This is a genomic window from Cellulophaga sp. HaHaR_3_176, from assembly GCF_019021925.1.
Lineage (GTDB): Bacteria > Bacteroidota > Bacteroidia > Flavobacteriales > Flavobacteriaceae > Cellulophaga.
This window is the reverse complement of the sequence record NZ_CP058990.1, coordinates 1,384,276-1,399,191: the sequence shown is the minus strand read 5'-3', so window position 1 is coordinate 1,399,191 and position 14,916 is coordinate 1,384,276. Positions and strand designations below refer to the sequence as shown.

General features: G+C 32.2%; 15 protein-coding genes. 5 read left to right on the top strand and 10 right to left on the bottom strand.

Annotation, left to right across the window (positions count from 1 at the left end; genetic code table 11):
• Positions 1-14 precede the first annotated feature (14 nt).
• From H0I23_RS05955 to H0I23_RS05915, 9 genes are all read right to left on the bottom strand, one after another.
• The gene (locus H0I23_RS05955; RefSeq protein ID WP_216785543.1) at positions 15-944 is read right to left on the bottom strand and encodes a pyridoxamine 5'-phosphate oxidase family protein; all 930 of its coding nucleotides are present in this window, start codon (positions 942-944) and stop codon (positions 15-17) included.
• A gap of 32 nt (positions 945-976) precedes the next feature.
• Positions 977-1,387, bottom strand: a complete 411-nt coding sequence (locus H0I23_RS05950; protein WP_216785542.1) for a nuclear transport factor 2 family protein — start codon at positions 1,385-1,387, stop codon at positions 977-979.
• A 47-nt stretch (positions 1,388-1,434) separates the two neighbouring features.
• A complete protein-coding gene (locus H0I23_RS05945) occupies positions 1,435-1,998 on the bottom strand; it encodes a TetR/AcrR family transcriptional regulator (protein ID WP_216785541.1) in 564 nt (187 codons plus the stop codon).
• 168 nt (positions 1,999-2,166) lie between these two features.
• Positions 2,167-4,161 (bottom strand): polyphosphate kinase 1, encoded by a 1,995-nt coding sequence (gene ppk1 / locus H0I23_RS05940; protein WP_216785540.1) that lies wholly within the window; start codon positions 4,159-4,161, stop codon positions 2,167-2,169.
• A gap of 47 nt (positions 4,162-4,208) precedes the next feature.
• Positions 4,209-5,450: a sodium:proton antiporter gene (locus H0I23_RS05935; protein ID WP_216785539.1), complete on the bottom strand. Its 1,242-nt coding sequence runs from the start codon at positions 5,448-5,450 to the stop codon at positions 4,209-4,211.
• Between the two features lies 1 nt (position 5,451).
• Positions 5,452-6,117, bottom strand: coding sequence for an ion channel (locus tag H0I23_RS05930; protein ID WP_216785538.1), 666 nt, complete (start codon positions 6,115-6,117; stop codon positions 5,452-5,454).
• Entirely contained in the window at positions 6,114-7,130 is a 1,017-nt protein-coding gene (locus H0I23_RS05925) for a S1C family serine protease (RefSeq protein ID WP_216785537.1), read from the bottom strand. The genes H0I23_RS05930 and H0I23_RS05925 overlap by 4 nt, the downstream gene beginning before the upstream one ends.
• Positions 7,131-7,214: 84 nt before the next feature.
• Positions 7,215-9,164, bottom strand: coding sequence for a thiamine pyrophosphate-dependent enzyme (locus H0I23_RS05920; RefSeq protein WP_216785536.1), 1,950 nt, complete (start codon positions 9,162-9,164; stop codon positions 7,215-7,217).
• 12 nt (positions 9,165-9,176) lie between these two features.
• Positions 9,177-9,548: a hypothetical protein gene (locus tag H0I23_RS05915; RefSeq protein WP_216785535.1), complete on the bottom strand. Its 372-nt coding sequence runs from the start codon at positions 9,546-9,548 to the stop codon at positions 9,177-9,179.
• A 407-nt stretch (positions 9,549-9,955) separates the two neighbouring features.
• Here H0I23_RS05915 and H0I23_RS05910 point away from each other — a divergent pair, with 407 nt between their 5' ends.
• Entirely contained in the window at positions 9,956-10,555 is a 600-nt protein-coding gene (locus H0I23_RS05910) for a DUF6642 family protein (RefSeq protein WP_216785534.1), read from the top strand.
• A gap of 178 nt (positions 10,556-10,733) precedes the next feature.
• Here H0I23_RS05910 and H0I23_RS05905 read toward each other — a convergent pair whose 3' ends face one another.
• Entirely contained in the window at positions 10,734-11,114 is a 381-nt protein-coding gene (locus tag H0I23_RS05905) for a Fur family transcriptional regulator (protein ID WP_216785533.1), read from the bottom strand.
• Between the two features lie 73 nt (positions 11,115-11,187).
• On the opposite strand from H0I23_RS05905, the gene H0I23_RS05900 reads away from it, so the two are divergent.
• From H0I23_RS05900 to H0I23_RS05885, 4 genes are read left to right on the top strand one after another with little or no spacing between them, the layout of a single operon-like run.
• Positions 11,188-11,592, top strand: a complete 405-nt coding sequence (locus H0I23_RS05900) for a MerC domain-containing protein (protein WP_216785532.1) — start codon at positions 11,188-11,190, stop codon at positions 11,590-11,592.
• Positions 11,582-12,250, top strand: a complete 669-nt coding sequence (folE, locus tag H0I23_RS05895) for a GTP cyclohydrolase I FolE (RefSeq protein ID WP_216785531.1) — start codon at positions 11,582-11,584, stop codon at positions 12,248-12,250. The genes H0I23_RS05900 and folE overlap by 11 nt, the downstream gene beginning before the upstream one ends.
• A gap of 32 nt (positions 12,251-12,282) precedes the next feature.
• The gene (locus H0I23_RS05890; protein ID WP_216785530.1) at positions 12,283-13,962 is read left to right on the top strand and encodes a PhoX family phosphatase; all 1,680 of its coding nucleotides are present in this window, start codon (positions 12,283-12,285) and stop codon (positions 13,960-13,962) included.
• A 23-nt stretch (positions 13,963-13,985) separates the two neighbouring features.
• The gene (locus H0I23_RS05885) at positions 13,986-14,912 is read left to right on the top strand and encodes a GTP-binding protein (RefSeq protein WP_216785529.1); all 927 of its coding nucleotides are present in this window, start codon (positions 13,986-13,988) and stop codon (positions 14,910-14,912) included.
• Positions 14,913-14,916: the final 4 nt, after the last annotated feature.

The window sequence follows — 14,916 nt, the reverse complement described above, 5'->3', positions numbered from 1 at the left end:
ACTAACAATGGGTTTTATTTTTTGGTGAGTATATTAAATGGTGAAAAATCTATAAACTCGGTATCTACTTTATGATGGTTTATTGTTCGTATCCATTGTTTAGTTTCAAAGGTCCAAAACCGACCGGTTTCTCCAGATTTATAAAAATCAGCTTCTGAATTTTGATCAAACTGTAACTCAGCAGTACCAGAAAGTTGTAATGTTTCTCCTTTTTTATAATCTACAAAAAGCAATGCAGCTTTAGGGTTTTCGTAAATGTTACCTAATGTACTAAACATGCTATTGCCTAAATAATCAGGTACACGCATACGTCCATTTTCTTGAATTTCAATAAAACCAGGATTACCACCTCTATGTGATGATTCAATAGCTCCTTTTTTTGTCTGTGTGGCTATAAAAAACGTATGCGCATTGCTAATCCATTCGTTCTCTAATTCTCCTAAAATAGTTCCATTTTGATAATTAGAAGATATAGCCTCTACTTTTTCAGGAGTTTCGATAACTTCTCGTTGTATGTGTTTTGGGCAACTAGGATACCCTAATTTAATATCAAAACAAAGTTGATTTTCTTCTTGACGAGCAGTTCCCCAAGCTCTATAACGTGCTCTTCGTGCTGCTTCATGAAACAACAAACCTACAGTAGGGTTAGTTTTAATGTTTGTAAAGAAAATATCTTCTCGACTGCTCGTGATTTTTGATATATCAAATTTAATCTCCTGTACAGACGGAATCGTAATAAAACCTCTTTCACCGATTAATACTGATAACCATATATTTCCATCAGTATCTTCACTACCTGGGAAAGCCAAAATTTGGTGTTCTATAAAGGGTATAGATCTAGTATGAAGAGAATTTAGAACCATGGGAATCCTTTTTTTAGCAATTTCTTCTTCGCCTGCTATTTTTTGTACTGCTAATTGTCCTTTATGAAAAATATTACTCATACGATTATCAATTTCTAGTCGCTTCAATACGGCTATAGTTTTCTTTCTGTTTCTTTTATTTTTAGGTCGTTGATACTAGCATACCTTTTTTTCATCAATCCATTTTCATCAAATTCCCAATTCTCATTACCGTAAGCTCTAAACCATTGTCCTCTTTCATTTCTATATTCATATTCAAACCGAACAGCAATACGGTTATCTTGATATGCCCAAAGCTCTTTTTTTAGTATATAATCCAATTCGTTTTCCCATTTATGAGTTAAAAAATCTTGTATATTCTCTCTTCCATTAATAAATTGGTTTCGATTACGCCATTCAGAATCAATAGTATACGCTTTAGAAATTTTCACAGGATCTTTACTATTCCAAGCATCTTCTGCTAGTTGAATTTTCTGTTTTGCCGTTTCTTTATTGAAAGGAGGTAGAGGATATTTTTTTTCCATTGGTACAAGTTAATTACCTAACATTCGGTACATTAGGATGATATTTTTTATCGTTTTAAATAGGAGTCTTCAATTTCTTTTAGTGTAGTTTCAAAAATGCTTAAATCATTAAGACCTTTGGTTACTATAAGACTTCCTTGAATTTTTATTAATGTGTTTACAGCACTTTGATTGGCTTCTTTTTTTGATAACCCCAATGCAAGGCCTATTTTATCAAAAGCATTTACCCATTTATTCATTCCATTTTTAATCTGAAGGTCAAATAACTCTACACTTTGCCCTATGGATAAAGCCCTAAATATGCAAGCTTCCTTACCACCGTCATACGAATTACGAACCTCGTTTAATGCATTAAGTAGCCTTACTTTAGGAGATTTGCTCTCATCTAATAGGGAAGCGAAAATATGATCATCTACCCATTTCTCAATATGATCAAGCACAGCATTTGCCATTTCTTGTTTTCCATTTGGGAATCTATGATAAAGGCTAGCCTTCTTTAAACCTGTACTTTTCGCTAATTCAGCAAGACTGGTACCTTCATATCCTTTGGAACGAAAAGCCTCTACTAGGCTTGTCATAATCTCTATATCTTGTACTTTTTGTGGTCTCATACTGCAAATGTAAAACAAAACAATAAGTTACCGAACGATTGGTTGTTAATTATTATTAAATGATTGATAGTAGAGTAGTGCTATGTGTTTTTATGATGTGTTTATAAAAAATTCATCACCCTTATTCATAAAATAACAAATACTCTATTTTCTATATTTTTGTATTACTTATGTAAATGTTTTATAGATTATATGTTGAGAAGATTTTTTTAACAAACCTTTTTCTACATAGTTATTCTTTTGATTTTCATCTATAATCCTTGATTTTATAGTATCTTTTAGTTGTAGGTCTAATAATTCTTTTAATTTTAAATGAATGTCACGATCTAAAATAGGCGTTATAACTTCTATTCTATGATCTAAATTACGCGTCATCCAATCTGCAGAACCAAGAAACATTTTTTCTTTTCCATTATTTCCAAAAATGTAGATTCTTCCGTGTTCTAAAAACCGATCTACAATACTAGTTACAAATATATTTTCACTCTGACCTTTAATTCCAGGAATTAAACAACAAATACCACGTATAAGCAACCTTATTTTTACCCCTGCATTACTTGCCTTATATAATAACGTAATCATTTTAGCATCTTGAAGGCTATTTAATTTTAAAGTTATATATGCTTGTTTACCTGCTAAAGCATTTTCAATTTCTACATCTATTAATTCAGTAAACTTACTTCGGCTTGTAAATGGAGATACTAAAAGCTGTTTTGATTTTGGAATAATAATTTGCCCTTCTAATACTTGAAATACTTGGCAAAGTTCTCCTGTAATTTTTTGATTTACCGTCATTAATCCGAAATCTGTATAAATTTCTGACGTTTTTTCATTAAAATTACCTGTACTTATATAACCATAAATATGCGATGCTTTTTCTTCGATACGTTCTATATATAAAATTTTAGAATGTACTTTTATTCCTGGATAGCTGTACACGACATTAGCACCATTTTCTTCTAAAATATTTCCCCATTTTATGTTATTTTCTTCATCAAAACGTGCTTTTGTTTCTATAAATACAAATACTTGCTTTCCTTTTTTAGCTGCATTTAAAAGTGCTTTTGCAACAAGAGAGTTTTTTGAAATTCGATATAATGTAATTTTAATTTTTAGTACATGAATATCATTAGAAGCCTCTTCTAGTAATTGTATAACAGGTTCGTATGATTGGTATGGAAAACACAACAATCTATCTTTGGTTTTGATAGCCTCAAACATATTTGAATACTCACCAAACTCTTTTTGTGATAGCGGAGGTAAATTTATAAAAGATAAATTTTTAGTAGTTGGGTTTGGAAAGCTAAATAAGTCTTTAAAATTATGATATGTACCGCCTTTTATAATATCGGTATCATTAATATCTAAAGTTTTATTTAATTTTAATTGTAATTTTTTTGGTGTTAATTCATCAAATAAAGCTCTTGTAACTTGGCCACTGCTTCTGTTTGGTAAAGCATTTTTAATTTTATCTAATAAATTACCAGAATATTCATTGTCAATATATAACTCTGCATCTCTTGATATTTTTATACTATAAAAATCTAAGTTATAAACCGTTTTCAAATTGTGTTTTAAAATATCATCAACAAATGATATACAATGTTTATCACCTTTTGCAGGAAGCTCAATAAAGCGAGGCGTATCTTCATTGATTTTTACCCAAATAAGAGAATCATCTTCCATTTGCGAAACCAAATACAATTCTTCATTTTCAAGAAAAGGTTTGTTTTTACTAACACTTAAAGATTGTGAAGGTAGAATTTCTTCTTTATAAAATTTTTGACTGAACGCCTGTTGCTCTTGGTTAAATTCTTTATAAGATAATAGATGAATACCTTCACTTTGTAATGCCGGAATAATTTCGGTAAAAAATATGCGTCCAAACTCTTTTTGTTCTATCAGAACTTGTTTCTTAATTTCTCTTAATAATTTATTAGGCTTTGTAATTAAACGTTTTCTAAGTGGTTTATCTAACTGCTTTATTTTTCTAATGTCTGAAACTCTAACTTTAAAAAATTCATCTAAATTAGAAGAAAAAATAGCTAAAAACTTAATCCGCTCATACAACGGATTTTTTTTATCTGCAGCCTCTTGAAGTACACGATGATTAAACCGTAACCATGATAAATCTCTATTGTAATACTCCTTCGTGTTTAACATATTTTTGGATTTTAAAGCGAATTCTTATTTATTTTACCTTTCTGAATTTACTTGAATAACCTCTTAACGACGTTACCGATACTCAAACCTTGAACAATTATTGAAAACAATACAATAATATAGGTAATATGAAGTATTAAATCTCCAGATAGTTCTTTACTTAAGCTTAAAGCTAAAGCAATCGAAATACCTCCACGTAATCCTCCCCAGGTTAAAACAACAACTGTTTTAATTGGTTTTTCTTCTTCATGTTTTAATAATGAATACGGTAAAAACACTGAAATAAATCGAGCTAAGAGTACAATTAAAATAGAAAGTATCCCTAATAAAATATAAACTGTATTGAAATTTAATAAATGTATGGCAAGTCCTATTAGTACAAATAGAATTCCATTAAATACATCATCTAAAATTTCCCAAAAAGAACTAATCGCTTTTTGCACAGGGTTTTTGTCTTCATTAAGGTGTATTTTGTTTCCTATAAATAGCCCTGCTACAACCATAGCTAATGGTGCAGATGTATGCAACATAAACGCACCTGCTGTACCTCCTAAAACTACTGCAAGAGTCATCATTACTGCTAATTGAGGATTTTCTTTAAGTGATTGAATACATTTTAATCCTAAAAAACCAATAACTAATCCATAAAGCAATCCTCCAACTGCTTCTTCTAAAAATAGTACTCCAATTTCTGCTCCAATTTCGCTGTTATTATGTTCTCCTGTAGCTGAAGCAATTAATAATATTCCAGAAAAAACAACAACACCAATGCCATCATTAAATAAGGATTCTCCTTCTATTTTTATACCTAGACTTTTAGAGATATTGGCTTCTTTTAAAATAGCCATAACAGCAATAGGGTCTGTAGGAGATATTAAAGCACCAAATAATAATGCATGTAAAAAAGGTAGATTTAAAGCAAATAATTGTGCTCCCAAAAAGACTAAGCCACCAACTAAAAAAGTAGAAATGAGCACCCCTAAGGTTGCAAATAAAAAAATTGATTTTTTTTCTTTTGTAAGTGCTCCCAGATTAACGTGCAATGCACCTGCAAACAGTAAAAAACTTAAAATGCCATCAAATAATAATGTTTTAAAATCTGCATTTACAATAATGTCACAAAAAAATCTATAAAATTCTGGAAAAACAGTTTCACTTAAAGTAATGGGAATAATTAGAATTAAACTTAAAATCATTAAACCAATAGTTGTGGGTAATTTTAACCATTTATAATTGACGTAATTAAAAAGTGCTGCAATTGTAAATACAATACTGAAAGATTCGAACATTTTAATTTGATTTTGTATTAATATATTTTCCCACAAAAACACCTATAACAGTGGCTAAGTAGAATTGCCCTATGATATTCATAACAAGCGTAAGAGATTGTGCTGGTGCTGTAAGCGGGGTAATATCTCCATAACCAACAGTTGTAATACTTATAAAACTGAAATAATAAAAACTAAAGCCTGAAAACCCTTTAATTAGGTGAAATGAATTTGAATCTAAAAAGTTAATAGCCTCAAAAAGAATTCCACCAATGATTCCTAAATAAAGAAACCCTAATAATGGTCCTAAGATGAACTGTAAGTTTACTTTTTTTATTTTTACTAACTGTTTAATAAGTATAACACTAAAACAAGCAAATAAAACAAAAGAAAACACTAACCTTAAAATTAAAATAGGCTTAGAATTAGTATCCGTGAATTCTAACCAAATAACCATTAATGTTAAAAGTCCAATAATATAAGTCGTTAATTTTTCTGTTTTTTTAGACGCGAGTAGTGAGCTACTTAAAATAACCAAAGTATAATTTGTGACAACCATATAACTTGGACTAAGATTGCTAAGTACTGTATGTACGGGAGTCAATAAAAAATTGAAGGCTCCTATAAGTGCTATTAAGTACTTATATTGCATGACCTTATTCCAATTAATTATTGTTTTTAGCTTCATTCTAAATTAGATTCAAGCATTACTACTTTTCCTTTTCTTAAAACTTCAATTAAAACTTTATTTCCAATTTTTAGATTTTCAATCTGTTTTTTAATGTTACCTAAATCATGGGGTGCGTTGCAGCTTAATCCTTGAATACTTAAAATAATATCGCCTCCTAACCATAATTTTTGACCTAATATTTCTGCTTGAATGATACCAGGTTTTAAACCAATTTTATGGGCAAAAGATTTTGGAGTCACCCGTTGCACTAAAACTCCTGATGTTTGTGGTGTATTAAAAATACCTGCTAATCCTTCATTTAAAAAGAGACCATCAAATCCAGTCCAAAAACTATTTACATCAAACAAAACTTTTTTTGCTGTATCAATTTCCACAGCAAAGCCTAAACCTTCAAATCCACCACTATTCGATAGAATAAAACTTACGATACCAATAAGTTCTCCATTCATATTAAACATTGGCCCACCAGAGTTCCCTTGGTTTATAGAAGCATCTGTTTGCAAAAAACCAGCCATTTCTCCATTAGAAATGATGTTTTTCTTCATCTTACGACTTAAATGCCCAACAGATAAAGAGTGTTCTAGACCTAATGGAGCGCCAATAACAAGAATCTGTTCTCCGATTTTTGAACTACTAGAATTTCCTATTTTTGCTGGTTTTAAATTTGAGGGTACCACTCTTAATTTAAGAAGTGCCAAATCAGCCGCCGTTGAACTTGATATTACGTCTGCCTCAAATGAAACACCGTTTTTGAGTTTAACAGAAACTTCATTTGCTGATTCTACCACATGAGCTGCTGTGATAATAAAACCTTCTTTATTAATAATAACTCCTGATCCTAAACCACCAGAAGCGTTTATCTTCTGATCTTTTACTTTATACTCAACAACCTCTATTGTAACAACTGAAGGGTCTAGTTCATCAAATAATGTAGACAAGTCTTGTGCATTTAAGCTCGTTGTAACAAGCAATACTAATGTATACATTATATTTTCAATTTGATTTATCATAAGTTTTAACATACGTATTTTATCGCTTTAGTAACTTTTAAGGGTGTTATAATAACAACACTTTTGTTGTGTTTTTAAGAAAATTTATATTAAAGTTGCATCTGTAATTATTTCTAATAGAGCAGGGCCATTGTGCGCTTTTAATTGTTCTAAAGCGGGTAGTAGTTCTTCAATTTTTGTAACTCTTATTCCTAATGCGCCACAATTTGTGGCATATTTAGCAAAATTTGCATTATGCAAAGATGTTTTCCAAACATCTAATTCTGCTGCTTTTTGTTCTTTAGAAATTTTACCAATTTCAGAATTGTTTAGCAATACGTGTTTGATGTTCATATTATATTTTACCAAAGTCATCATTTCTCCTAAATACTGACCAAAACCACCATCACCAGAAACCGACCAAATAGGTCTATTTTTTCCTTGTGCTGCCCAAGCTCCCATTGCTGCAGGTAATGCAAAACCTATAGACCCTAAGTAACCAGACATTAAAATAGATTGATTTTTTGGTTCAAAATAACGCCCAAAAGAATATGTGTTGTTTCCTACATCTACAGCAATTACAGCATTGTCAGGAACTATTTTATTCATCGCTTCAAAAACAGCTATAGAACTTAACCCAACATCACTTTCATCTTTTAACCTGCTCGCTTTCTCTTCTTTCCATATAGCCCAACGTTTTGCAATTTGTGGACGCATATCCACCGTGTTTAACTTGCCTTCCGTTTGCTCTTCAATTAAAGATAAAGTTTCAGAGATTTCTCCCCAAAGGGCAGCATCAACTTTATGAAACTTACTTAAAGCTGCTGGATCATAATCTACTTGAATGATTGGTTTTTTTGGTGTAATACCAGTGTGATTAGAAAACGAAGCACCAAAAACCAGTAGTAAATCACTTTCATTCATAAACCATGAAGCGATTGGCGTTCCGCTTCTTCCTAAAACCCCACAACCTAAATCATGATGGTCAGAAATTTGTCCTTTTGCTTTAAACGTAGTTATTACTGGGCAGTTTAATTTTTCAGCAAATGCAATAATGGCTTTCATATGAAAGCGTGCCCCATGACCTACAATAATAGCAGGCATTTTAGATTTTTCTAACATGCCTACAGCTTTCGCAACCATTTGTCTTGGTGGCGAAATATTCATAGGTGTAATTCTTCCTTCTGGTGTTTGCGCTTCTTCACCTTTTGGTTTTTGCATAAAAGCAACTTCATCAGGAAAGGTAATATGAGATACATCTCTATTTAATAAAGCACTTTTTATAGCTAAACTCATTAACTCGCTATGTTTTGAATTTTCTTGTACGCTATGGTTAAAGTTCGCTACGGTTTGGAACGCACCCACTAAGTCTACTTCTTGAAAAGCTCCGGTACCCATAACTTGTGTATTCACCTGACCCGATAATACTAACATTGGAGAGCGATCTACTTTTGCATCCCACATACCTGTAAACATATTGGTAGAGCCAGGACCTGCAATACCAAAACAAACGGCCGGTTTTCCCATTAATTTACCATAAGCAGAAGCAGCAAATGCTGCTGCTCCTTCATGTCGGATACCAAAAAACTGAAACGCATCTTGTTGTTCTAATCGCATCATAGCATCGGCAACTGCAAGGTTAGAATGACCAACCATACCAAAACCAGTATCTACACCCCAATTTACCATAGTCTGCATCATCACATCTGAAATAGTATCTTGGTGTTTTTCTTCTTCAGGGATACCTACAAAAATTTCACCACCTTCTTCTTTTACTTCAAAGGTTGTAACGCCATCATCAAAACCGCCAGGTGGCATACCTGAACAAGGATCAAAATCCCAACCATGCCAAGGGCAACGCAACATTCCGTTTTCAATAGAACCTTCTCCTAATGGTCCTCCTTGATGTGGACATTTATTATCTAATGCAGAAAACTTCCCATCATAATGTGTTAAACACACCCCTTGATGTCCTGCAGTTACCGTTTGTACACGACCTTCAGGTAAGGTTTTTTTATCTTTTAATACACTGTACCATTTTGTTGTTTTCTTCATAATAGTTTATGTTTAATCTAGTTGGTTTTTAAATTGATTTTGACGAATGGTAACAGCTCTAAATGAATAGATAATCAAAGGTAAAAGCCCAATGAGTGCTGAAACAATTGCTAAAACACTTATATATAATGATATTTTTTTGATGTTGTATAGACCGTTAAACACCGCAGAAACTAATAAAAGTGCTACAGCAACATAGAAAAATACCATGGCCATATTAAGCAACTTTAATTGCATTAATTTCTTAATAATTATAGATTTATATTTAGAACCTTCAATCATTTCACTTATTTCATTATTTAATGTCACCATTAAATTTGAAGTTGAAAGAATAAGTAAGGCCAAACTAGGCACAATTGTAACGGGCAAATACCAGTTTTCCATGTCTCTATTTTAAATGATTAGAGAGAACAGAACTAGCCATGACGTTATCTAAAGATACAAATTTGAAAAATTTATATTCTTTAAAATACTCTAAAATTGAAGTGGAATAGGGTAGACCGTATTTGCTTAATATTAATAAAATAGTGACGATAAGATCTAGATTATCCGAAATTTTAGTTGGTTTCATTATTTTTGTTCGGTTTAGTTTTTAGTTGGTCGAACTATGTTAAAATTACTTTCAAAAAAAATAAAGTACTATAAATAAAGTAGTTGTATTGCGCATATTACATATTAGAATTTAATAAAACATTATGAGATGGTTTTTATCTATTTTATATTAAATCGGCGAAAAAAATAAAAGAGTTATATTATTTTTGCTTTTAAACACTTTACATAAATCCTGAAATTTGTTAGAAAAAAGACAACAATTACCTCAAGAAGAATTTATAAATACAGATTATTTCATTTATTGTTTAGAAGCTGTTGAAGATGTAGAAATAGATCAGGTTACCGAAACCCAAAAAAAATTAGATCAATTGACCATGCAATTTGGGGTTGGCAGTATTTATAAAACATGCGACACTATTGAAGGTTTAGAAGCTAGCTTAAATACGTTAGTTTTAGATGATCATAATTTTAAAAACTATGAAATAATATACTTAGTTATAACAGGCGAAGCAAATAGTATTTGTTTGAATGATTACTACTATAGTTTACAAGAAATAGCGGAGCTTTTTGAAGGAAAATTAAAAGGTAAGATTTTACATTTTTCAAATGCTAAAGTTCTTGATTTAGATGAAGAAGAAGCACAATATTTCTTAGATGTTACTGGTGCAAAAAGTGTTTCTGGATACGGTAATGATTTTAATGAATTAACAAGTTCAAATCTTGATATTGCATTCTTTAATTTATTTAAAGAAGATGAAAATATATTAGATGTTGTAGAAGAGTTACATCAAAGACATTATAAAAGTTGTAAACAACTTGATTTTAGATTGTATTATTAACTAATTATACACAGTATCCAAATTTAATAAGGCACTTTTTGATCAACATATCAGATATAATACAAGCGCTACAGCCATTGGTTAAACTACCAAAACAAATTCGCTTTGTCCGAAGCGACGATAGGAGTGAAATGGGAATGTGTATGGAATAGTTTTATACGTACTAATAATAAATTCTTTAAATAAAACAATTTTCACACGTTCCTTGAAGTAAAATTTGAGACACATCAACTTTACGATTAGGAATATTAGGGATAAGAACATCTGCTGATAAACAATCTACTTTTCCACAATCTGAACATTGAAAGTGTGGATGAGCATCATGATGTTCAGAACTGGAGCAACCACTACATTTTGCATACCATTTATGTCCGTTTTTACCTAAAAACGAATGCAGAACACCATCATCTTCTAGCTTATCTAAAACACGATATATGGTCGTTTTATTCATCTTTAAACCAAGACGTTCTATTAATGTAACCACTGAAATAGCTGATGATATCTTTTCAAATTCATTAAGTAGTATTTCAACCGATTTTGTTCTTCTCAAAATGCCCATAAAACAAATATAATGCAACTAAGTTGTAAAAACAAATAACATTATTATATTTGCAACTTAGTTGCAATAAGGTATGATATTAGTAAAACAAAAAACAGATAATATAGGAGCCATAGCAAGTACGTTATGTCTTTTACATTGTGTAGTAACCCCTTTTATTTTTATAGCTCAAGCTAGTTCTGTCATCTGTTGTGATGCACCACCTTATTGGTGGAAATTTATGGATTACTTTTTCTTAGCAATTTCTTTTTTTGCTATTTACTGGTCTACAAAAACAACTTCTATTAAGTGGATAACGCCTATGTTTTGGTCAAGTTGGGCTGTATTGGCTGCAGTTATCTTGAATGAAAAATTAGAACTATTTCACTTACCAGAAGCTATACTATATATACCTGCTATTGCCTTAATAATACTGCATTTATATAATAGAAAACACTGTAAATGTAATGTTGATAAATGTTGTGTAAATGAAGAATAAAAATCAAATAGAAGTTACTGGAGATAACCATTTTTCTACAAGTATTAGAACGCCGTTGCGTACAGATGCATTTGAGAAATCAGATGAGGAAAAGATCATTAACATTCAACATCATTTTAAAATGATCATGGAAGAAATGGGACTAGATTTAACAGATGATAGCCTATCAGGAACTCCATACCGTGTTGCTAAAATGTATGTAAAAGAGCTGTTCTATGGTTTAAACCCAGTGAACAAACCAAAACTTTCAACTTTTGAAAATAAATACGGGTATCAAAAAATGCTTGTGGAACAAAATATTAATATTGACTCAGCATGTGAACATCACTTTTTACCAATTGTAGGACATGCCCATGTGGCCTACGTGCCCAAAGATAAGGTCATTGGGTTATCTAAAATTAACCGTTTGGTAGATTATTATGCGCGCCGTCCTCAGGTGCAAGAACGCTTAGTACTTCAAATTTTAAATGATTTGCAAAATGTCTTGGATACTAAAGATGTAATTGTTTCGGTAACCGCAAAACATTTATGCGTGTCTTCCAGAGGAATAAAAGACCAAAGCAGTTTTACTACGACTTTGGAATATGGAGGCTGTTTTTCTGATTCAGATACCCGGAATGAGTTTTTAAAAATTATAGGACAAGAGCGGTTACATTAAATCTATTTATAAAATTTTTAGGCACAAAAAGTATGGAATACAACCGTAGAAAATTTATTTCCTTTATGGGTAAAGCAGGACTAGGAACTGTAGTTATGCCACAGTTTTTAATTAGTTGTGGTAGCACGGCAACACCTACTAACGGATTCAGAAACATTTCAAAAGAAAGGCTAAACACTTTAAAAGCTTTTGCTTTGGAAGGGTTAGTTGCTTCTGATACGGACGACTTGTTATTAGCCAAGGGATTAAATTATCATACCATTATAAAGTGGGGAGATAAAATAAGCGATACAGATACATTTGGGTTTAATAATGATTTCACATGTTTTATACCTTTTGATGAAAACAACCCGAAAGACGGTTTACTATGGGTTAATCATGAATATGTGAATCCACTTTTTGTTTCAGATTTTGATGCTAGAAAATATGAAAATCCTTCTGAACATAGAACTAAAGAGCAGGTTGATAAAGAGATGTATGATGTGGGTGGTACCATCGTAAGGATCAAAGAAGAGAATGACGTATGGAAAGTGGTTGAAAACGACCCTCATAATCGCCGAGTTAATGGTAAAACACCAATAAGCGTTAATTGGGACAGCCCCATAAAAGGCAAATCAACTATTATTGGCACAAATAGCAACTGTTCTGGCGGTATTACACCATGGAAAACCTTTCTTACCTGTGAGGAAAACTATGATGGTTTCTTTGGAGAAACCGAATACGACACAAATAATGTAGCTACACATAGACCTAGTTCTTACGGTTGGGAAAATTTTTACGACTATCCACCAGAGCATTATGGCTGGGTGGTAGAAGTAAACCCAAAAGATGGCACAGCTCAAAAACATATTGCTTTAGGACGATTTGCGCACGAATGTTGCACCTTATATGAATTAGAAGATAAAAGGGTAGTAGCCTATACGGCAGATGATAAAAATGATGAACATTTATACAAATTTATTTCATCTGAGCCGGGTTCTTTAAAGGAGGGAACTTTATTTGTAGCAGATACTATCAATGGTATTTGGTTGGCATTAGATTGGGAAACTCAAGCCGTTTTAAAAAGTAATTTCAAAGATCAGACCGAGGTATTGATCCGGGCACGAGAAGCAGCCAAACTTCTTGGTGCTACTGCGTTAAATAGACCAGAGGATATCGAAATAGACCCAATTACGGGAAACATTTTTATTTCGTTGACAAATAATAAGCCGAAAGGAGATGTTCACGGTTCTATTTTAAAAATAGAAGAAAATAATGGTGCCTTTGATGCTTTACATTTTAAAGCTTCTACCTATTTGGCTGGCGGAGAAGAAAAAGGTTTTTCTTGTCCAGATAATTTAGCGTTTGATTTATCAGGAAACCTTTGGTTGACTTCAGATATGTCGGGTAATTCTATGAATAAAAAAGATAAGCCTTATATGGCTTTTAAAAATAATAGTCTATTCGTAATTCCTAGACTTGGTGAAGATGCAGGCAAGGTAATTCGTGTCGCTTCAGCACCAAAAGATGCGGAGTTAACGGGACCTTGGTTTTCACCAGACGGAAAAACTTTATTCTTAAGTGTGCAACACCCAGGGGAACAAACTACAGATTTAAAAAACCCTACCAGTACATGGCCTTTTGATGAAGATGGTATCCCAAAACCAGCTGTGGTTGCCATTACAGGAGATTTAATCGAAAAAATGAACAAGTTAAATCAAATTAAAATATAATAACGAATAAAACCTATTGCATTATGGAGGCTATAATTACGGTGGTAGGTTTTTTAGGAGCAGGAAAAACTACCTTACTAAGGTTCTTAATTAACAGTTTTATTGAACAAGGGTTTAACCCCTATGTGATTCTAAACGATTATGAAAATGCCAATTTAGATGCACAACAATTAAGCAAGCAGATGGCATCAAATGCTATTAAGCCTTTAAGTGGTAGCTGTATCTGTTGTAGTGGGATTATGGAACTTAGAAATATGGTAAACAGAATTCCTGATAGAAAAAACGGGATTACACTTATCGAAGCCAACGGAACATCAGATGCTTGTTCCTTAATGGAGTTTTTGGGGGTAGGGCTTCATGATCGGTTTTTACCACCCATTCAAATTTCTGTGGTAGATGTTAAAAACTGGCAAAAAAGGGGAGCACATAACGAACTGGAAGCAAACCAAATTCAAATTTCTTCTCTATTGGTTTTATCACATCTTGAACAGGTATCAGAGAATCGAAAAGCAGAAGTTATACAGCAATTGAAAATATGGAATCCAACGGCGAAAGTAATCCCCATGCAGCAGTTAGATGTTTTATTGTTACCTGAATTAGGGCCTTCTCTAAATTCTGCTCAAAAGTTAGACCATCAAAAAGCACACTGGGCTTCATGCGCTGTAGATTTGCCAAATTTGCCCCATTCCAAAGCTATTGATGGTATTTGTGCGGCACTTCCTAAAAGTTTACTGAGAGTTAAGGGTTGTACGATAATTAGTGGCGATGCACATTATACTTATTTTGAGCGCACTCCAGATGGCAAAGTGCATATAAGGCCTTTTAATGGTGTACCTATAACAGGCTCTAAATTGTTGACAATTGGCCCAGGAAGTGAGACGTATCTATTACAAAAAATTATTACATCCATTCTTTCAAAAAATCAAGTTATCGATAAAAATACCCCATAAAAAA